Source organism: uncultured Halopseudomonas sp. (genome assembly GCF_963977355.1).
GTDB lineage: Bacteria > Pseudomonadota > Gammaproteobacteria > Pseudomonadales > Pseudomonadaceae > Halopseudomonas.
The window spans coordinates 24850-45427 of sequence record NZ_CAXBOV010000028.1 but is presented as its reverse complement, the minus strand read 5'-3'; the positions used below and the strand labels follow the sequence as shown (position 1 = coordinate 45427).

Annotated in this window: 10 protein-coding genes and 1 pseudogene; 6 read left to right on the top strand and 5 right to left on the bottom strand. The window is 56.0% G+C overall.

The features are described 5' to 3' along the window. Nucleotides 1-88: 88 nt before the first annotated feature. From AAC076_RS14735 to AAC076_RS14710, 6 genes are all read left to right on the top strand, one after another. On the top strand, nt 89-1438 hold the full coding sequence (locus tag AAC076_RS14735) for a hypothetical protein (protein WP_339847064.1): 1350 nt from the start codon (nt 89-91) through the stop codon (nt 1436-1438). Nucleotides 1439-1560: 122 nt separating this feature from the next. Next, nucleotides 1561-3366, top strand: a complete 1806-nt coding sequence (locus AAC076_RS14730) for an ABC transporter ATP-binding protein/permease (protein ID WP_339847063.1) — start codon at nt 1561-1563, stop codon at nt 3364-3366. 35 nt (nt 3367-3401) lie between these two features. Continuing rightward, nucleotides 3402-3800: a nuclear transport factor 2 family protein gene (locus tag AAC076_RS14725; RefSeq protein ID WP_339847062.1), complete on the top strand. Its 399-nt coding sequence runs from the start codon at nt 3402-3404 to the stop codon at nt 3798-3800. A gap of 260 nt (nt 3801-4060) precedes the next feature. Continuing rightward, nucleotides 4061-8917, top strand: a complete 4857-nt coding sequence (locus AAC076_RS14720) for a PAS domain S-box protein (protein ID WP_339847061.1) — start codon at nt 4061-4063, stop codon at nt 8915-8917. A gap of 96 nt (nt 8918-9013) precedes the next feature. Beyond that, nucleotides 9014-9490, top strand: a complete 477-nt coding sequence (locus AAC076_RS14715; protein ID WP_339847059.1) for a response regulator — start codon at nt 9014-9016, stop codon at nt 9488-9490. Continuing rightward, entirely contained in the window at nt 9490-12273 is a 2784-nt protein-coding gene (locus tag AAC076_RS14710; RefSeq protein WP_339847056.1) for an EAL domain-containing protein, read from the top strand. Before AAC076_RS14715 ends, AAC076_RS14710 begins: the two co-directional genes overlap by 1 nt. 34 nt (nt 12274-12307) lie before the next feature. Here the strand turns inward: AAC076_RS14710 and cobA are convergent, their stop codons facing one another. The 5 genes and pseudogenes from cobA to AAC076_RS14685 form a co-directional block, all read right to left on the bottom strand. Then, complete coding sequence (gene cobA, locus AAC076_RS14705) at nt 12308-13114, bottom strand: uroporphyrinogen-III C-methyltransferase (protein ID WP_339847053.1); 807 nt, start codon at nt 13112-13114, stop codon at nt 12308-12310. Nucleotides 13115-13161: 47 nt separating this feature from the next. Further along, the gene (locus tag AAC076_RS14700) at nt 13162-15861 is read right to left on the bottom strand and encodes a molybdopterin-dependent oxidoreductase (protein ID WP_339847050.1); all 2700 of its coding nucleotides are present in this window, start codon (nt 15859-15861) and stop codon (nt 13162-13164) included. 65 nt (nt 15862-15926) lie between these two features. Beyond that, a pseudogene (locus AAC076_RS14695) lies at nt 15927-17126 on the bottom strand (FAD-dependent oxidoreductase); the annotation flags it as partial. 367 nt (nt 17127-17493) lie between these two features. After that, on the bottom strand, nt 17494-17922 hold the full coding sequence (locus tag AAC076_RS14690; protein WP_339847048.1) for a universal stress protein: 429 nt from the start codon (nt 17920-17922) through the stop codon (nt 17494-17496). Between the two features lie 11 nt (nt 17923-17933). Continuing rightward, complete coding sequence (locus tag AAC076_RS14685; RefSeq protein WP_339847047.1) at nt 17934-20525, bottom strand: TRAP transporter permease; 2592 nt, start codon at nt 20523-20525, stop codon at nt 17934-17936. Nucleotides 20526-20578 lie beyond the last annotated feature (53 nt).

The window sequence follows — 20578 nt, the reverse complement described above, 5'->3', positions numbered from 1 at the left end:
TTGCAGCAGTGACTGCATAATGGGCGCGATACTGATGCCGTCCAGGGTGGCGGTGAAAACAATAAAATTTCGAGCCATGGAGTCTGCAATGTCAAAACCCGAACAGCCAGGTTGGCACTGGGGTCCGTTTACCTTCCGCTTGCCGTTCTATCACACGCGTTTTTACTGGCAGGAAGCCATGCAGGGGCTCTTCGTTGCTGCTGCTACAGGCCTGGCACTCGTCCCGCTGATGATGGAGTTTTTCGGCCTTGGTTTTGAAGAAGCCGTGGCTGTCTCGATGATCCATTCCGCGATCATTGCTTCGGCAATCATTGTGTTTGGCGAACCCTATGCCCCTGGATGGATCACGCCGGCATTGCCTCTGGTGCTGGCCTATGTACTGGGTGGTTACGACGATCCGGCCTCGCGTTGGCAGGCAATGACTGCACTGTCGCTCAATTTTGCAGCGCTGTTGTTCTTCCTGGGGATAACCGGTCTGGGCAAGAAGTTCGTGTTGTGGCTACCCGATACGCTCAAAGCGGGCATTATCCTTGGCGCGGCTATCGCCGCGCTCAAGAGGGTGTTCATCGACGATGCCGAGCGTTTTCTGCTTCAGCAACCTATTGCCATTACCCTGGCCTGTGCCGTTTGCCTGATCTTCGCATTCTCACTGCCGATGCAGAGACTCAAGGTCAAATATAAGGTATTTGCGATTATAGGTGCGCTGGGTCTGCTTCCCGGCTTCATGATCGCCGCGATAGTCGGACCAATAGTCGGTGAAGTCTCCTACGATATTCAGTGGGGTATCCTGATTCCGCCGGTTGGTGATGCCTGGGCGCAAATGTCGCCTTTCGCAATAGGTTGGCCCAGTCTGGAAATGTTCCTGCAAGGCATCCCGCTGGCGATCATCACCTACGTCATTCTGTTTGGCGATATGGTGACCGGTAACGAAGTGATTCGCGACGGCATGACCGCCCGGCATGACGAGCATATTGATATCAACCCTACCCGTACGCATTTGTCCGTAGCTATCCGTAATGCGGTAATGGGTATTACTGCACCGTTCTTTCCGACTCAGGGGGCCATGTGGACCGGGGTTCAGGTGATCATCGTGCAGCGCTGGAAGCAGGGCAAGGAGAACATGAATAGTCTCCACAGCGGTCTGGCTTCCTACTATCTGATGGGTATTCCACTTCTCTTCTTCCTGTTGCCATTGCTCACGGGTCTGCAGCCATTGCTGGGTATCGCGCTATCGCTGACCCTGGTATTAACCGGCTTCGCCTGTGCCTATGTGGCAATGGCTATTCCGCAGAACAATACGTCGCGGGGCACCGTTGTACTGATTGGCGCCGCTCTGGCGTTCTTCGAGCCTTGGGTAGGACTGCTGTTCGGTGTGCTGGCCACCATTCTTCTGGTTGGCTGGGACGTTAACCGCGATCCCATTCCACACGAAGATTAATCGCTACAGAGCTTGAGGCTGGAAGTCTGAAGCTGGAAGTTTACCGTGAGTCATGATGGTCATGGGTCTAAACTCTTCCAGCTTTAAGCTTCCCACTTCAGGCCCCTAATCCAAGGTTTCCCGTGCGCCCCAATTCAGACAGTCAATATGCCGGAGGGCCGGTCAACTGGCGGATTATCACCAGTCTGGTTCCTTACCTTACCGAGTTCCGAGGCCGAGTAGCATTGGCGATGGGCTTTCTGCTCATGGCCAAACTGGCCGGCGTGGCAGTGCCCTGGGCTCTCAAACTGATTGTCGAACATTTCGAGAATGCTACCGACGCACTGGTACTGGTGCCTGTAGCACTGCTGGCTGGGTACGGGCTGTTGCGATTCGGATCAGTATTCTTCTCCGAGATGCGCGATGCGGTCTTCGCGCGGGTAGCCGAACGAGCCATGCGGCGGGTGTCGCTTCGCGTTTTCGAACACCTGCATCGCCTGGATCTCGGTTTTCACCTTTCTCGCCGTACCGGTGGGCTGGCCCGCGACATTGAGCGGGGCACCAGTGGTATCAGCTTTCTACTGCGTTTCATGGTGTTCAATATTCTGCCAACGCTTTTGGAAATCGGGCTGATTGCGGTCATTCTGTTAATCAATTTCAGCCCAATGTATGCACTGACTGTGCTGGGATCGGTATTGCTCTATGGTGCCTTCTCGATCTGGTGCACCGAATGGCGCAACCGCTTCGTTCGTGAAAGCAACAAGCTCGATAACAGTTCCAATACCCGCGCGGTAGACAGCCTGCTCAATTATGAGACAGTGAAGTATTTCGGTAACGAGCGTTTCGAGGCCCGTGAATACGACCATCATCTTGAAGGTTGGGAGGCGGCTCGAATGAAAAACCGCCTGTCACTGGCAGCGCTCAATTCCGGACAGGCCTTGATCATTGCGGGCTCTGTGACCTTGATGATGGTGTTGGCTGCCAATCAGGTGGCTGCGGGCGACATGACCCTGGGCGAGTTGGTCATGATCAATGCCTACATGCTCCAATTGTTTATTCCCCTTGGATTTCTGGGCTTTATCTACCGTGAGATTCGTGAAGCACTGACCAACATAGAGCGTCTCTTCGGGCTGCTTGAGGCGCCGGTCAAGGTTGCCGATGCCCCCGACGCTCGGGAACTTGAGGTCGCCGGCGGATCGGTGGAATTCGATAATGTTAAGCATGCCTATCACGCTGATCGGCCGATTCTGCAGGGCGTCAGTCTGCATGTGCCTGCGGGACACACCCTGGCCATTGTTGGACCTAGTGGTGCTGGCAAGTCGACCTTGGCCAGGTTGCTGTTCCGTTTCTACGATGTTTCCGAGGGCGCCATTCGTATTGATGGTCAGGATATCCGCGATGTCACTCAGGACAGCCTGCGCAGCGCGATTGGCGTAGTGCCGCAGGATACGGTGCTGTTCAACGATACTATCGGCTACAACATAGCCTATGGGCGTCCGGATGCCAGCGCTGAGGATATTTGGCAGGCACTGCGGATGGCCCAGCTTGAAGACTTTGTACGCAGGCTCCCCGATGGTCTCGATACTCAGGTAGGGGAGCGAGGTCTTAAGCTGTCAGGCGGTGAGAAGCAGCGGATTGCAATAGCTCGTGTTCTGCTCAAGGATCCACCAATACTGATTCTGGACGAGGCAACATCCTCGTTGGATACCCATGCAGAACGGCTGATACTGGATGCACTCAATCTGGTTTCACGCAAACGCACAACGCTGGCGATTGCCCATCGACTTTCTACAATCGTACATGCAGAACGTATCCTGGTTCTGGATCAGGGTTGCGTGGTGGAGCAGGGCAGCCATGCCCAATTGCTGGCAGCGCAGGGCGCCTATGCAAGACTGTGGGCTGACCAGCAACGCGAGTCGATCGGTCATGATGACACTCAAGGCAACTGAGCGCCGGCGGTGCACTTAACAAAAAGGAGAAGAGCATGGGCACAGTGATAGAACAATGGCACGAAATCGTGCGCACTCAGAATGCTGCGGGACTGGATACGCTGCTTGCTGATGATGTGGTGTTTCACTCTCCGGTGGTTCATACCCCACAGACCGGCAAGAAAATCACTCGGTTGTATCTGATGGCCGCGATGAAGGTCCTGAATGAACCAGGGCACTTTACCTACCTGCGAGAGGTGGAACAGGGCAACCATGCAGTATTGGAATTCCAGACCGAAATTGATGGGGTGACAATCAATGGGGTGGATATGATCGAGTGGAATGAGGCTGGTCAGATAATCGATTTCAAGGTCATGGTCCGTCCTCTTAAAGCGGTCAGTGCGATTCATGCCGCCATGGGGAGCATGCTCGAGGCGTTCAAGGCTGGTCGCTGATCGTGGCAGGGGCGCGGAGCAATAGTACCGTCCAGATCAAATTTCGGATGAAGGCTCTAAATCAGTGATGGCGTGATCTGATAGCATTTTGGTACATTGACGGAAACATGGCGTCATAAATAGCGCTCCATCGCGTGTTCTACCGAATACCCTGCTGTGCCAAGGCGGAGTCCAATAATGAGAACATCGTCCGCTTCTGTAATGTTTTCTCTGGGGTGGCAAACAGAGACCGCTCCTGGCTCCCTGGTCGGGAACAAACTGTGATCACCCGCATCATTCTGCTCCAGACCTACCTCTTCATGCTGGGCTGCGGTCTGGTTGTGCTGGGTCTTTTTGCGGGCGTCGACTTTTTATCCCAGTCCGATCCCACCCTGGCCAGCGTCAAGCTGCTGCCGGACAGTGCTCTTCTGGCTATGCTCATCGGTAGCATGTTCCTCGGCCGCCTGGGACGCACTGCCCGACTACATGTGTTGCCAGCGCTGGGCGTAGTCGCATTGTGCGTTTACAGCCTCCTGCATTCCTGGTTGGCCGGAGGCGATGGCGAGGGTACTTCCCTGGTTACCGGTTTTCTGCGGATGCGTGACGGACTGGCCACGGTCATGCTCCTGTCTGCGTTGGCCCTGCTTTTGCGAGGTCGACCAGGTCGCATAGTCTCCCGGTTTGTCGCCGGTATCCTGTTGCTGGTGTGTCTGCTTCAGGTCTTGATGATGCTCGGCGTGACGGCGGGAACGCTGCTGATCGGCTTCAAGTTTTCCACCAACCTGACGGCTGCTCTGATGGCGGCCCTGATTGGCCTGGGCGTTTTGGCCCACAGCTTCCTGCCCAGAGATACGTCCCTGTCCCTGTCACGAATCGGGATGGTCCTGGGTTTGGCTAGCGCGCTCACTGCGGGGGTCACCTGGTACTTGTCCTCCCAGAACAATTTCAGACATCTGCAAGTCAGCAGCGGGCTACTTCTGGATGCGGCTGAACAGCATCTGTATCGCAGTCTTGAGGCACGTACGCGTTTGTTGCAGCGAATTGGCGAGCGATGGGAGATACGTGGGGAGCTGCCTGAAGGGGACGTCTGGCTGAAAGAGTCAGCCAGTTACTTGCGAGACCATCGAGATTTACAGTTCATCGCGGTACTGGATCAGCGACTACGACCGGTTCTGGTCAGCAAGCAGACAGAGTCCAGTGCTCCAACGCTGGGACGTCTGCTTGCCAATGTGAAGCCTGGCAGGCTATGGCATCAGCACAGGGGTTCACTTGAGCACGATAGGGCTTTTCTTGGCGGTAGCGTAGATGAGCATGGACTCTTTGCCATGCCCCTGCGCCTGGCGGGCGGTCCTTTGGTATTGACTGCCGGCGTTGACTTGCGTGGGTTGCTTGATGGTGCCCTGGCAACTCAAGCGAGCCACTTTGCTTTGCGAATAGAGCGCGCCGGTCAGGAAATACTTGATTTGGCGGGGACCGACTCCTACTTGCTGATGGACGAGCGCGCGCTAGCTTTAGCCCATGGTGAGCAATGGCGGTTGCAGACCCTGATCAATCGAACATCAAGCTCCGGGGTCAGTGACGGCCTGGCCACGAGTGAGTTTGTTTTCCTGTTACTGGTCGGTATGTTGTTGATGCTCACCCAACGCATGACCAGCCTGGCCATGCACAGAACGCATCTGCTTCGACGGCTGACTGGTACTCTACGCAGCAATATGCAGCGACAGGCAGAGTTGCATGCGTTCAATGAGCAGATGATGCGTCACTCGCTGGATTTGCTCTGCGTCCTCGATGAGCATGGTCGCTTCATGCGCGTGAGTCAGTCGGCGGCCAGCATTCTGGGTTACCAGTCAGAGGAAATGCAGAGCCGGCCCGTGACGGAGTTTATCGTTTCAGAAGACGATGCCAGAACCGCCAAGATGATCAGCAGGATGGATCAGGTTGGAATACTGCACGACTCACGCAATCGCTTCTGGCATAGGGATGGTCATCAGGTAGATATGATGTGGTCCGCAGCCTGGGATGCAGAATCCAGGAGTCTTTTCTGCGTTGGACGCGACATCAGCGAGTTCGTGGTTAGAGAACGATTCGCCCAGGATCAGAAAGACGTGTTGAGCATGATCTCGGGATTGCAGCCGTTGACGCAGATTCTGGATGCCGTATGCGCGATGGTCGAGCGGCGCTTGCCTGACTGCCGGGCCTCTGTATCCATGGTCTGCCAGGATACAGCCACACTGGCAGTGTTGAGCGCGCCGAGTCTGCCCGAGGAATACAGGATCATTGTCAACGGGATCGCCGTTGCGGAGGGGTCCTGTGCCTGCGCAACTGCTGCCTGTAGAGGGGAAACCACTCGGGTGGACGACGTCGCCAAATCCGAGCTTTGGGCTGATTATCGCGAGGTTGCCCTTGATGCTGGATTGCGCTCTTGTTGGTGCATGCCAATGATGAGTCAGAATGACGCTGTGCTGGGGACACTCTCGCTATACAGCACCCAGGTTGGTCTTCCGGATCTGGATCCACAGGTCATGCTTGTCTGTACCCAGTTGGCGGCATTGGCCCTTGAACGGGAGCAGGACCGATCTCAATTGATGGCTAGCGAGCAGCGTTATCGCTCACTCTTTTCCCAGAATCCGGATACGGTTTTTTCCGTCGATCGTAATGGTGTCTTTACCAGTATGAACGAGGCAGGATTTGCTTTGATGGGTATGAACTCGGAGCAATTACTTGGTAGCCATTTCAGCGCTTTGGTCGAGCCGGGAGAGTTATCTACCGCACTAAAATATCTTGAGCGAAGTCTCGCAGGCGAGCCATTACGTTACGAGACTCGTTTGCGAAGTGATAGCGGAGTATCGCTTGAGCTGGACGTCTCCACGTTGCCCGTTGTGGTTGATGGTGAAGTAGTCGGAGTATTTGGGGTGGCCAAGGATCTGTTTGCAATCAAGGCTGCCAGGCGCGATATGGAGAGGCAGTTAGCCTTTACTCAGGCTGTCACCAATAGCCTGCAGGAAGGTCTGATCGCGATCGACGCAAAGGGAATTGTGGGTTTTATCAATCCCGCGGCCGAAGCTTTGCTAGGCATGCAGGCTGGCGGTAAGCCGGTTCTTCTGTCTGACTGGGTCCCTCTGAATCCTGTTCGCTGGCAGGGCAAACCGGATCAGGGGATAGCTGGCGAATTCGAACGGAAAGAAGAACAGATAATCCGACATATTGCTTACCGGGCGGTACCGCTGCGTGGGAAAGAGGACGGCGGCGGCTGGGTGATTACCCTGCGCGATCGCACCGCTGAACTCAAGGCCGGTCAAGCGTTGGCGGAGCGCAACCAGTTCTTCAGCCTTTCGCTGGACATGTTCTGCATGATCAGTCTCAAGGGCCTTTTCGTACAGCTTAATCCCGCCATGCTCAACGCACTCGGTTATCTGCCGGGTGAACTCGTGAATCAGCCTTACATAGATATCCTGGTTCCCGCTGACCGTTCTAAAGCGGAATCGGCCATGAATGGCCTGGCGCGGGCAGAAAGTGTAGCCAATCTGGATTTGCGGGTGCGCAAGGCTTCTGGTGCGATCATGACCCTGGAGCTGAATGCGGCCCTGGGCGATGATCGGATTGTTTATGTGGTGGCCCGAGACGTGACCGAACAGCGGGCCATGGACAAGTTGTTCGAGCAGCATCGTGCGATGTTCGAGATCGTCGGTAGCATCGCCAGAATCGGTGGTTGGATCATTGATTTGCAGACCAACAAGGCCGCATTGTCAGATGAGGTCTGCGCGATTCATAAGCTACCTGTCGGTAGTACTATCGATATGGACCGAGTAGTTGACCTCTACGCCCCTGAGTACCACAGGGTCCTGCGTGCGAGGCTCAAAAAGTGTATCAAGCAAGGCGTTCCCTACGAGCTTCGTGGTGAAGCATTAGACTCCTCGGGTGAGCGGATCTGGGTGCGTGTTATGGGTAAGGCGCTGCGTGGAAGCGATGGTCAGATTACGCATATCCAGGGTGCGCTCCAGGACATCAGCGATTCGGTTCAAGCCGAGAACGATCTGCAGCGATTGGCAACCCGGCTACGCAATACCCTCGACAGTATCACCGACGCTTTCTATTCAGTGGATGCCGACTGGCGTTTTACCTACATCAACTCACGTGCCGAAGCTGTTCTGGAGCGCAGCGCTGAGGAGCTTATTGGAGGGGAGCTGTGGATGATGTTCCCCGAAGCTCGCAGCTCGGATATCTACGCGCGGTATCACCAGGCGGTAGCCTCCGGACAAAGCCAGCATTTTGAGACTTATTACCACAGTTTGCAGCGCTGGTTTGAAATCAGTGCATACCCCTATGAAAACGGGCTATCGATATTCTTCCGTGACATCAGTGAGCGCAAGCAGGGTGAAGAGCGCCTGCGCGCTACCCTGGATGAGCTGGAACGCAGTAATCGGGAGCTCCAGGATTTCGCTTTCATTGCCTCCCATGACTTGCAGGAGCCACTGCGCAAGGTGCAAGCCTTTGGCGAGCGACTGGAGAAACGCTCTGATCAACTGGATGAAACCGGTCGCGATTATCTGCAGCGCATGCGCCAGGCATCTGGCCGTATGCAACGCCTGATCCAGGACCTGCTGAGCTATTCACGGGTGACCAGTCGGGGTGGTGAATTGAAGCCGGTTTCGCTGGACCGGATTCTGGATGGTGTTCTCTTTGATCTTGAAGCAACAATTGAGATTGCTGGTGGTCTCATCGAACGTCAACCACTGACTGATTTGTTGGGAGACGCGCGGCAGCTGGGACAGCTGCTACAAAATCTGATCAGCAATGCACTGAAGTTTCACCAAGAGGATCAATCGCCAGTTATCAGGATATACGGCGAAAGTGAAGCTGATGGACGCTGGACACTCTGTGTGGCTGATAACGGTATCGGCTTTGACGAGAAGTATCTGGACCGTATCTTCAACCCCTTTCAACGTCTGCACGAACGCCAGCAGTTCAGTGGTACCGGGATTGGATTGGCGATCGTGCGCAAGATTGCCGAGCGCCACCAGGCGGAGGTCACCGCGCGCAGCGAGCCTGGATCGGGCAGTATTTTCAGGGTCAGTTTCATGCCGAATGTCATGCGGGGTGGGAGCGACCCTGGTCCAACGGATACAGAGGTATCATGAGTTTCAATCTTCGATCTCTTCTCCCGGTCATTATCGAACCAGCTCACGATAAGGGCTACACTGAAAGATTAACGAGCTATGGGGTGAGCCAATAGCATGAGCATTGAACGCACGATACAGAAGCCACAGCACATACTTGTCGTTGATGACGATGAGGATGACTGTCTGTTGATGCGCGAGGCTTTTGCCGAAGTGCGGCCCCAGAGCCCTCTGAGCTTTGTGCACGATGGCGAACAGTTGATGGCATATCTTATGCGGAGCGCTCCCTATGAGGATGCCGAGCGCTGTCCAATGCCGGATATGATTCTGCTGGATCTTAATATGCCGCGCATGGATGGCCGTGAGGCCCTACGAGCGATCAAGCAACATGCGACTTTGCGATGCATACCAGTGATAGTGTTGACTACGTCTTCAGCCTGCGAGGACGTCAAAAGCAGTTACGATTGCGGTGCTAACTCCTTTGTTACCAAGCCGACAAGTTTCAGTGACCTCAAAAGGCTGGTCGTGACGCTAGGTGACTACTGGTTGGAGCTGGTCACCCTGCCGCCATCTCCCTGGATCAGGGAGGCTTAATGATCGGTAACGAGACTCTCAGGCTATTGTTGATCGAGGATGACGAGGACGATTTTCTCATCCTGCGAGAGCTTCTGGCCGACGTTCCCGAACAGCATTTTCAGGTGGAGTGGGTGTCGAGTTTCGACAAGGGTTTGGCCCGTGCTCTGTCATGCGATCATGATGTTTTGCTTGTGGATTACCGCCTCGGGGCGGACTCGAGCCTGGCGTTGATCAGTGAGCTGCGCGCCCGGGCGGTTCAGGCCCCGATGATATTGCTTACCGGCCTGGCCGACAGCGAGCTGGACGCCCGGGCAATCGAGCTCGGGGCGTCGGACTATCTGGTCAAGGGAGAGTTCAGCGGCCTGATGTTGGCGCGCAGTATTCGTTATGCACGCGACAGGGCGCAAATCAACAACAGGCTGGTCGACAGTGAAGCGCGCTATCGCCTGCTGTTCGAATCCAACCCTGAGCCCATGTGGGTATTTGGTCGGGATGACACCCGTTTTCTCGCGGTCAACGATGCAACCGTCAAGCTACTCGGGTATAGCCGTGACGAGCTCATCGGTATGTCGACCCTGGATATTCGACCCGAGGATGAAAAGAAGCGTTTTCTTGAGTCATACCCGCAGTTGCGCGATGGTCAGATGTCCGGTCGTATGGGCGTCTGGAGTTATCAGCGCAAGGATGGCTCGGTGCTGCATGCGGATGTCCACGCGCACCCCTTCGAGTACATGGGTCGCCCCGCCTACTTGGCACTGGCGCTGGATATTTCAGGCAAATTTCTGGCCGAAGCCGCACTGGAGCAAAAGCAGCAGGCTTTTCATCAGTTACTGGAAGACTCACGGGATGCACTGCTGGTAGTTGACGACAGTGGGAGCGTGCATTACGCCAATAAGTCAGCCGAGGTACTGTTTCACGGACGTCCCGAGCAATCACCGATTGTTTTGCCCTTTGGAGGCCCGGTCCGATATGAAACCCATCTGATGCTGGCTCCTGGCGAGCGTACGGAACTGGAAGTTCAGCGTTCGCCTACCGAGTGGGATGGACAGGCGATGGAATTGATATCGCTGCGCGATATCAGCCGTCGTAAACGTCAGGATGAGCAATTACGTCTGCTCAAGCGGGGTCTGGAGGTCAGCATAGACGGCGTCGTGATTGTGGATGCGATGCAGGCGGACATGCCCATAATTTATGCCAATGCCGCCTTCTGTGCTCTCACCGGCTACCCGAACCAGGAGGTAATCGGACGCAATTGTCGCTTCCTGCAGGGGGATGATCAGCATCAGCCAGCCCTCAACGATTTGCGAGAGGCTATCGCTGGACTGCGGGATGTGCAGGTGGTGCTGCGCAATTATCGTAAAGATGGGAGCATGTTCTGGAACGAACTCTATGTTGCACCAGTGCCGAACGAAGAGGGTGTGGTAACGCACTTTATTGGTGTGCAGAATGATCTGACCGAGCAAAAGAACTACGAGCAGGAGCTTGCCCATAGCGCGAGTCATGATCGGCTGACCGGCCTGGTCAGCCGACAGATCCTTGAGGATCGCCTGCGTCAGAGTGGCGAAATTGTTCAGCGCTATAAACGCAAGATGGCGGTGCTTTTCGTTGATCTGGACAGCTTTAAACCGATCAATGATTCCCTTGGTCATACCACTGGCGATCAGGTACTGATACAGGTAGCTCGTCGCCTTGAATCCGCCATACGTCCTGGCGATACCGTAGCAAGAATGGGTGGCGACGAATTTATCGTGTTGCTGCCCGACCTTGCCCATGCTGAAGATGTGATCATTGTTGTTGACCGGATCATGGATCAGATCGCCAGGCCTTTTGATGTCGATGGGGTGCCCCTGCAGCTTACCTGCAGCATTGGCATTACGCTTTCTGGTGAGAGTGTCATTGATGACCCCCTGCAGTTGATACAGCAGGCAGATCTGGCCATGTACAAGGCCAAGCAACAGGGCCGCAATGATTACCAGTGGTATACCGACGATCTGACCCAACGGGTGCACGAACGCCTTGTTCTGCGGGGGGATCTGCAGCAGGCGATCGAGCTGGGTCAGTTCGAGCTGCATTACCAACCGCAGGTCGCGGTAAAAGATGGCCACTTGTGCGGTGCGGAGGCGCTGCTGCGCTGGAATCATCCCGAGCGGGGCATGATTGCGCCCAGCATATTCATACCGATGGCCGAGGCGACGGGGCAAATCGTCCCGCTCAGCGAGTGGGTATTCAAACGTGCATGTCAGGACGCCGTGCTGCTGTGCAAGAAATTGGCGCCGGGCGCGGCCGTCGCCATCAACGTGTCGCCGCTGCACTTTCAGCGCAGTAGCTTTGTTGCGTTCGTTCAACGCATGCTTGATGACAGCGGACTTGATCCCCAGTGTCTGGAACTGGAGGTCACAGAGGGGCTGCTGTTGAACAACATTGAGGAGGCGATTGAAACGCTGCAGGAGCTCAAGAACAAGGGCATCATGATAGCGATTGATGATTTTGGTACTGGTTTTTCCAGCCTCAACTACCTCAAGCGCCTGCCAATAGACAAGGTGAAGATCGACAAGGCCTTTATCGATGACGTCAACGATGATGGGCGAGACGCGGCTATCGTACAGTCGATTATCAGTCTTGCGCATAACCTTCAGCTTAGCGTGATTGCCGAGGGTGTTGAGACAGATAAGCAGCTGGACTTCCTTGTCCAGCATGACTGCGATGAGATTCAGGGTTATCTATTTGCCAGGCCGATGCCATTTGCCGACCTGATGGAGTGGATCGATCAGTGGGAAAATCGGCCAGCAGGTCGACTTTAGACTTCGCCCTGCCTCAACATCAATTTGTCTTTATTCATCCGCTGACGGCACCCATGAGCATCGGTTCCAAAGCCATGACAGGTTCAACCGACTGCTGTCCAGCCAGTAGTGAGGATGATGCAACTACCTCGCCAATCACCAGTACTGCCGGGCTCTTCAGACTGAAAGCCTGAGCCTGCACGCAGAGCTTATTCAGGTTACAGACATGCTGGCGCTGGTCAGGCAGACTTGCCTGTTCGATCATCGCGACTGGAGTAGTGGCGGGCATGCCGCCGTCGAGCAAGCCCTGCTGAATCTGATGCAGTCGAGCGACGCCCATGTAGATCACCAATGTGGTCCCCCCCTGGGCGAGCCCCCGCCAGTTGAGGTCAGTGTCGTCAAGTGTATGCGCGGTGACCAGGGTAACGCCGCGACTCATTCCCCTCAGGGTCAAGGGAATACCGCACTGAGTAGCCCCGGCCAGTCCGGCGGTAATTCCGTTAACTGTTTCTGATGCTATTCCGCGGGCTGCCAGCCATTGTGCTTCTTCTCCAGCGCGGCCGAATATGCACGGGTCGCCACCTTTGAGTCGCACCAGTCGCTTGCCCTGCCGGGCATAACGCAGCATCAGTCTGTTTATGAACTCCTGGGGAGTGGAGCGGCAGCCACCACGTTTACCCACACGAATGATCCTGGCCTTACTGCAGTGCTCAAGTATGGCTGGATTGACCAGATCATCGACCATCACTACTTCAGCCTGCGAGAGTACACGCGCCGCCTTCAATGTCAGCAATTCCGGATCGCCGGGGCCGGCACCAACCAGGTGGATGAGAACGGAATCGCTTGGTTGTGGGGCGTTCATGCTGGTATCTCCTCGGAGAACAGGCTGTTTGGATAGCGTTTCCCGGCTCATGCTGGCTCGCCGATACTGATTAATAGTCGCCGGACTTCCGGAAGGCAGGAGCCGCACTGTGTTCCGCAGCCTAGCGCTGCCTTGAGACCGTCCAGGTCCATGCCGCTGTCGATTCCCGCCTGTATCTGGCTCTGACTGACGTTCATGCAATTGCAGAGTATTTTCTCGACCCTGCCAGCAGCACCTCCCGGCGGGGCGCTCAGTGGTGCAAGTAACCAGCGGCGTTGATCTTCCGGTATGTCGCCGGCTTGCCAGAGGTTGCGCAGCCAGTCTCGGGCCTTTGTCTCACCACACAGGCGCACAGCCGTGATCTTGTTACCTTCGATCCTGATACGTTTGCTTACGCCCGTGGCAGTGTCGTCGTAGCGCGACACCGTTTCTTCATCGAGTCCCAACAAATTGTCCAGTTGGTTCAGCCAACTGATGTCACGGGGCTGGTCGTGGGCTGCGCGTATGATCAGCGCTGGCCGTTCGCGGCCGGTCAGGCTGAAGCTGGCGTAGCCAAGGTCCTCGCACAGGATGCGCAGGGCATTGAAGCGGTTCTGCACATCACCTTCGACCAGAATGAACATTTCCCAAGGCAGGCAAACAGGTTCGATTTTGATGGCAGCCTGCTTCAGCTCAGGTTGTCTGGACAGGGGGTCGTAAGCAGGCTGGGTAAGCACGTTTACGCCACCGCCACGCAAAAAGCGATCACCCCAGTGCATCGGGATATAGGCTTGTCCAGGGGATAGCTGGTCGTCAGCAACCACGGGTAGAACCAATTCGCCCCTGCGACTTGTGACCCGCACCAACTGACCATTGATCAACTGGTTACGCTTCAACTCTGCTGGGGCAATACCGATTTGCGCCATTTCTACATGGCCAAACAGTTGAGCCGCGGTGCCCGTGCGGCTCATGCCATGCCATTGGTCGCGCAGACGGCCGGTGTTCAGGGTCAGCGGAAAATCAGCGTCTTGCTGCTCTCTGGTGGGCAGACAGTGCTCGGCAATAAAACGGGCTTGGCCGTCACTGGTAGGGAAGCGCCCATCGGCATACAGCCGCGTCGTGCCCTGTTGTGCATCTTTGGCGAAGGGCCACTGCTGGGGTCCCAGTTTATTGAGCAGGTCATAGCTCAGCCCGCTGTAATCCAGATCGCGACCGCGGGTCAGGCCGCGGAATTCATCGAACAGCCCCTGGGGCTCGGCGAATTCAAACAGGCTTGGCTCTCCTGGCCGTAGCTGCTTTTCCAGTCTTTTGGCCAGGTCGCAGACTATGGCCCAGTCCGCTCGGGCCTCTCCTGGCGCCGGGATGGCAGAATTCACGCGGCTGATGCGACGCTCGGAATTGGTTACGCTACCGGTTTTTTCGCCCCAGCTGGCGGCGGGTAGCAGCAGGTCGGCGAACTGGCAGGTCTCGGTGGTAGCAAAGGCCTCCTGCACGACCACAAACGGGCAGGCCGCCAGTGCCTGGCGAACCAGATTCTGATCCGGCATCGATTGCGCTGGATTTGTGCAGGCAATCCACAGTGCCTTGACCTTGCCCGTACGCACCGCTTCGAACAGCTCGATTGCACTGAGACCAGCCGCCTCCGGCAGTGCATCGACACCCCAGTAGCTTGCAACTTCTTCACGATGTTCAGCGTTTGCCGCATCGCGGTGGCCTGGCAGTAGATTGGAGAGGCTGCCGGTTTCGCGCCCGCCCATTGCATTGGGCTGACCGGTCAGTGAAAACGGGCCGCTCCCAGGCTTGCCTATTTGCCCAGTGGCCAGGTGCAGGTTGATCAGCGCACTATTCTTTGCGCTACCGGCACTGGACTGGTTCATGCCCATGCACCAGAGGGACAGAAAACTGGCCGCGTTGCCAATCATACTGGCGACCCTGTGCAGGTCGGTCTGATCGATACCGCAAACGGCGGAGACGTGTTCCGGTGTGTAATCCGTCACCAGCGTCTGCAGAACCTCAAAGCCGGAGGTATGCGCTTCAATGAAAGCCGCGTCTATACAGTCTTCCCGTAGCAGCAAGTGCAGGATGCCATGCAAGAGCGCGACGTCCGTGCCGGGTTGGAGTGCGAGATGGATATCGGCGATCTCGCAAGTGTCGGTGCGCCGCGGATCAACAACGATAATCTGTTTGTCAGGATTATCGGCCTTCGCCTGTTCCAATCGACGGAACAATACCGGGTGGGCAAAAGCCATATTGCTGCCGATGATCAGCACGCAGTCGCTCTGTTCGATATCCTCATAGGAGCAGGGCGGTGCATCGGCACCCAGACTTCGCTTGTATCCGACTACTGCGCTGGACATGCACAGGCGCGAATTGCTGTCGATGTTGTTGGTGCCAATCAATGCTCTGGCCAGCTTGTTGAAAGCGTAATAGTCCTCGGTTAGCAATTGACCGGAAATGTAGAATGCGACGCTGTCGGGGCCATGTTCGGCGATCGTCTGACCGAATATCTGGGCTGCGTGTTGCATTGCCGTTTCCCAGTCAGTGCGGTTGCGCGCCATGCCCTTGCCCAGGCGTAGTTCCGGATAGAGGGCACGGGCGGCCTGATCACCGGTCCTGTGCAGGGTGGATCCCTTGCTGCAGAGTCGCCCGAAGTTTGCAGGGTGTGCTGGATCGCCGGTGACGCCATGAATGGTCTGGTCGTCATGCTCGATCAGCACGCCGCAGCCGACGCCGCAGTAGCAGCAGGTAGAGGCCGTGGTATGCAGCATCAGGCAGCTTCCCCTACGGAGTCGGTTATCCCATTGCCGGTAGCTGAGAGAGTGGGGCAGACCCCTTGGCCGAACATCAGATAATCGCGGATAGAACTGATGTTCTGTCCATCGGCAACCAGACGGAAATACCAAGGGCCGTCACTGGTGTCGCCATACAGGCAGGCCCCTACCAGTGCGTCATCGCGGATGACCAGTTTCTTGTAGACGCCCGCCAGGGGATCAGAAAGAGTCAGGATTTCGCTGTCCTCATCACCCTTGAAATCCCCTATGGAGAAGAGGTCGATCCCGGTGACCTTGAGCTTGGTAGACGTCACCGACCCCTGGTAACGGCCGTAGCCGAGCATCGCCAGATGGTTGGCGCATACCTTGGCCTGCTCGAACAGTGGAGCGACCAGGCCATAGGCTATGCCCCGATGGTTGGCACATTCTCCAATGGCATAGATCTTTGGATCGTATGTCTGCAGTGTGTCGCTGACCAGAATGCCGCGGTCGCAGGCCAGCCCCGCGCTTTCGGCCAGCTCCGTACGGGGTCGCACACCGGCGGCCATCACCACCAGATCGGCGGGTACCTCGCTACCATCCTTGAATCGCACCGCGACGACACGGCCGTTGCCGTCATCGACCAACTCTCTGGTTTGCTGCTGCAACAGAAACCGGATGTCGCGCTGCTCCAGGCTGTTCTGCAGTAACTTCGCTGCGTGGCAATCAAGCTGGCGATCGAGTAGACCCTTGCCGATATGCACTACGGTCACGTCCATGCCGCGCATCTTCAGGCCGTTGGCTGCCTCAAGCCCGAGCAGGCCCCCACCGATGACGACCGCCTGAGCATGAGTCCTGGCGGTTTCCATCATTAACTCGGTGTCCGCAATATCACGGTAGCCGATCACACCCTCAAGATCGTTACCCGGTACCGGCAGCATGAACGGGTTGGAGCCGGTAGCCAGCAGCAGACGGTCATATTCGGCCTCGGTACCGTCGTCAGCCGTCACTCGGCAATGCCGACGATCGATCTTTACTACGCGCTTGCCGGTATGCAGCGTTACACCGTTGTCCCGGTACCAGTTCAGATCGTTGAGGATGATGTCCTCGAAGCTTTGCTCTCCGGCCAGAACCGGGGAAAGCATGATGCGATTGTAGTTGGGGTGAGGCTCGGCACCGAACACGGTTATATCGTAAAGATCTGGTGCGAGCTTGAGCAGCTCTTCCAGGGTCCTGACCCCGGCCATACCGTTGCCTACCAATACCAGCTTGAGTTTATGCATTACTTGCCCTCTTTCTGGAGCGCAAAACAAAAAAGGCATCCCACCGCTATATGCAGTAGGACGCCTTTGTCCGATCCCCGATTGGTCGGGTTGCCGCCTGCTTCAAATAAGCCGCAGCACTATGTAGTGGGTGCCGGTGCTAAACCGCGCATACAAGTTCTCATGCATGGCTCATGCCAGCTTATTATTTTAATAAAATCAATAGTTTAGTGGTGCAATGAATAAGCAGGAATGCACTTGTTTATAGCAATGCGCACTGTTGCGGTGCATGGCTCGGTCTTCGTTCGTCAGGGTAGCCTCCGCTTTTGCGGAGCGAGACCCTGGCAGAAGCGGGACGCCTTGATATCCGTTGGTAATGATGCTGCGCCTAGCGCACGACCATGACTGAGCGCTTGGACTGTTGTACGACCCGCGTTGCGTTGGTGCCCAGGATATAGTCCTCGGCCCGCTTACGCTTATGCGAGGCCATGACAATCAGATCCACCTTGAGTTGTTTGGCAACCCGTAAAATCGCTTCGTAGGTTTTGCCGTCGGTGACTATGCGCTGTACCTGGACTTCCTCAGGGACTTTTTCCACAACGAACTCTTTCAGACGCTGAGAGACGGCTTCCTCGGCCTTCTCGGTATATTCGCGTGGAAAAAATCCACCCACCAGCGGCAGACCAAAATCCGGAATCACCGTTACGATGTGCAGCGAAGCTCCGTAATCGCGACACAGTTGCAAGGCTGTGGGTAAGGCCTTCGCCCAGGAGCCATCATGATTGAGATCTATGGGTAGCAGAATTTTCTTGTACATGATTGGCCTCCTCAGGCACTGACCGGTTGATCAGGTTGCCGACGTCGCCATTGCAATCCGGCGACCAGCATGAACAGCAGCAGACCCGGGATCCACATCCATTCTTTGGCCATACGGTCGACCGGCGCAAGAATCTCGGTTATTTCCTGGTCGAAATCAAAGCCCAGATCCGCAGCGAGGCTGCCGTAGGTAACCATGTCAACTATTGTGCGGTCGCCATCCTGGATCAGCATCAGGCCCAGTTCATCAAGACGTTCCTGACCTGTCTCACCATCGGGTACTGGTACCAGCAGATAAAATTGCCGTGGACTGCCAATCTCATCCAGACCCTCTATCTGCATTCGCAAATTGCTGCCTTCATCTACCCGGTTGAGCGCCTGAGCTATCTCGGCGGGCGGTATCGACTGATACGGGTCGTGGACGATATCCATCCAGAACCCGGGACGAAAGAGTGTGAAAGCAACCAGAAGCAGAAGGATATTCTCATACCAACGATTGCGCACGATCATGAATCCCTGTGTGCCGGCGGCGAAAATAAGCATGGCCACAGTGGCGACGACAAAGACTAACAACCCTTTCCACAGACCCACGTCTATCAGCAATAGATCGGTGTTGAAAATGAACAGGAAGGGCAGGGCGGCGGTACGCAGGCTGTAATAGAACGCCTGGAACCCGGTACGAATCGGATCACCGTTGGACACGGCAGCGGCGGCAAAGGAGGCCAGACCGACCGGTGGTGTCACGTCGGCCATGATGCCGAAGTAAAACACAAACAGATGAACCGCGATCAGCGGCACTATCAGACCGTTCTGCTGGCCGAGGGTCACAATCACCGGCGCTAATAGGGCGGACACCACAATGTAGTTGGCCGTGGTGGGAAGACCCATGCCCAGAATCAGACTCAATACCGCTGTGAGCATCAACATTAGCATCAGGTTGCCCATCGACATGATCTCGACCAGGTCGGCGAGCACCAGACCCACGCCGGTCTGAGCAACGGCGCCGACAATAATACCCGCTGTCGCCGTTGCGATACCGATACCGATCATGTTGCGGGCACCCGATACCAGGCCCTGCCAGAGGTCATCAAGCCCATGCCGAAGATCATTGGCCAGCTTGCTCTCACCCCGGAACATGGCTATCAGTGGTCTCTGGGTGAGGGTGATCACGATCATCAGCACGGTGGCCCAGAATGCGGACAGGCCCGGCGACAGGCGCTCGACCATCAAGCACCAGACCAGGACGATGACTGGAAGAATAAAATGCAGGCCGGACATGACCGTTGGACGGGTCTGCGGCAGTTTGACCACCGGTGAGTTTGGGTCGTCCAGTTCCAGTTCTGGATACTGGGCGCCGACTTTCAAAAGACCAATGTAAACCGCCAGTAGCGCAGCCCCTATTACCCAGCCAGCGCTTTCACCCAGTAAGGGTTTGAGCCAGCCGAGGCCGTAATACACGGCAAATGAAAGCGCCATGAGCAGAATAAGACCGGTCAGGAACCCGATCATCTTGCGTACCAGTGGCCGTGGCGGGTTGCTGCTTTCCAGGCCCTGCATGCCGGCCTTCATTGCTTCGAGGTGAACAATATAAACCAGTGCGATATAGGAGATCAGCGCTGGCAGAAACGCATGCTTGATGACCTCAACGTAGGAAATGCCGACGTATTCGACCATCAGAAAGGCCGCAGCACCCATTACGGGCGGCATGATCTGACCGTTTACCGACGAAGCTACCTCGACGGCACCGGCTTTCTCCGAAGAAAAACCGACGCGTTTCATCATCGGGATCGTGAAGGTGCCAGTGGTAACGACGTTGGCAATCGATGAGCCGGAAATCAGACCGGTCATGGCCGAGGCGACCACAGCTGCCTTGGCAGGCCCACCCCTGTAGTGACCAAGGAGAGAGAAGGCCACCTTGATGAAATAATTACCTGCTCCAGCCTTGTCGAGCAATGCGCCGAAGAGTACGAAAAGAAATACAAAGCTTGTCGAGACGCCAAGGGCTATGCCGAACACACCCTGGGTGGTCAGCCATTGGTGGTTTGCCAGTGCATCAATACTCACCCCGCGGTGGGCGAGTATGCCGGGCATGTGTGGGCCGCCGACGGAGTAGACAATGAATATCAGGGCCACAATCATGAGTGGTGGGCCCAGGGCGCGGCGGGTTGCTTCTAGCAGAAGAACCAGGCCGACCAATGCGATGACCACGTCAACCGTGGTTGGGTTGCCGGGTCTGGTAGAAAGCTGGGTATAGAAAATATAGATATAGGCCGCACAGAAAGAGGCAGCAAAGGCCAGAATCCAGTCCGGTACAGGTACGCGATCACGGGGTGAGCGTTTTAGCGCGGGAAATGACAAAAAACCGAGGAACACTGCAAACGCCAGGTGGATGGAGCGGGCCTCTGTACTGTTGAATACGCCAAAACCGACCATGAATGGCAACGGTGAGGCAATCCAGAGCTGAAAAAGAGACCAGGCCGCTGCTACAGAAACAATGAGTTTTCCGGGAAAACCCTGGGGTTTACGGGCGCCGGTGTCACTCGTTGCGACCAGTTCTTCGAGCTCGCTGCTGAGATTGTCGCGCTTCGTTGATTGTTCGCTCATGATCGTCCTTGCTGTTCGTTTTACTTCTTCCAAGGGGAACAGGCATGGCCACC

Bases quoted from the DNA above. Each gene is read 5' to 3' on its own strand.
- AAC076_RS14735 (WP_339847064.1), top strand. From the start codon at position 89: ATGTCAAAACCCGAACAGCCAGGTTGGCACTGGGGTCCGTTTACCTTC.
- AAC076_RS14725 (WP_339847062.1), top strand. From the start codon at position 3,402: ATGGGCACAGTGATAGAACAATGGCACGAAATCGTGCGCACTCAGAAT.
- AAC076_RS14715 (WP_339847059.1), top strand. From the start codon at position 9,014: ATGAGCATTGAACGCACGATACAGAAGCCACAGCACATACTTGTCGTT.
- AAC076_RS14710 (WP_339847056.1), top strand. From the start codon at position 9,490: ATGATCGGTAACGAGACTCTCAGGCTATTGTTGATCGAGGATGACGAG.
- cobA (WP_339847053.1), bottom strand. From the start codon at position 13,114: ATGAACGCCCCACAACCAAGCGATTCCGTTCTCATCCACCTGGTTGGT.
- AAC076_RS14700 (WP_339847050.1), bottom strand. From the start codon at position 15,861: ATGCTGCATACCACGGCCTCTACCTGCTGCTACTGCGGCGTCGGCTGC.
- AAC076_RS14690 (WP_339847048.1), bottom strand. From the start codon at position 17,922: ATGTACAAGAAAATTCTGCTACCCATAGATCTCAATCATGATGGCTCC.
- AAC076_RS14685 (WP_339847047.1), bottom strand. From the start codon at position 20,525: ATGAGCGAACAATCAACGAAGCGCGACAATCTCAGCAGCGAGCTCGAA.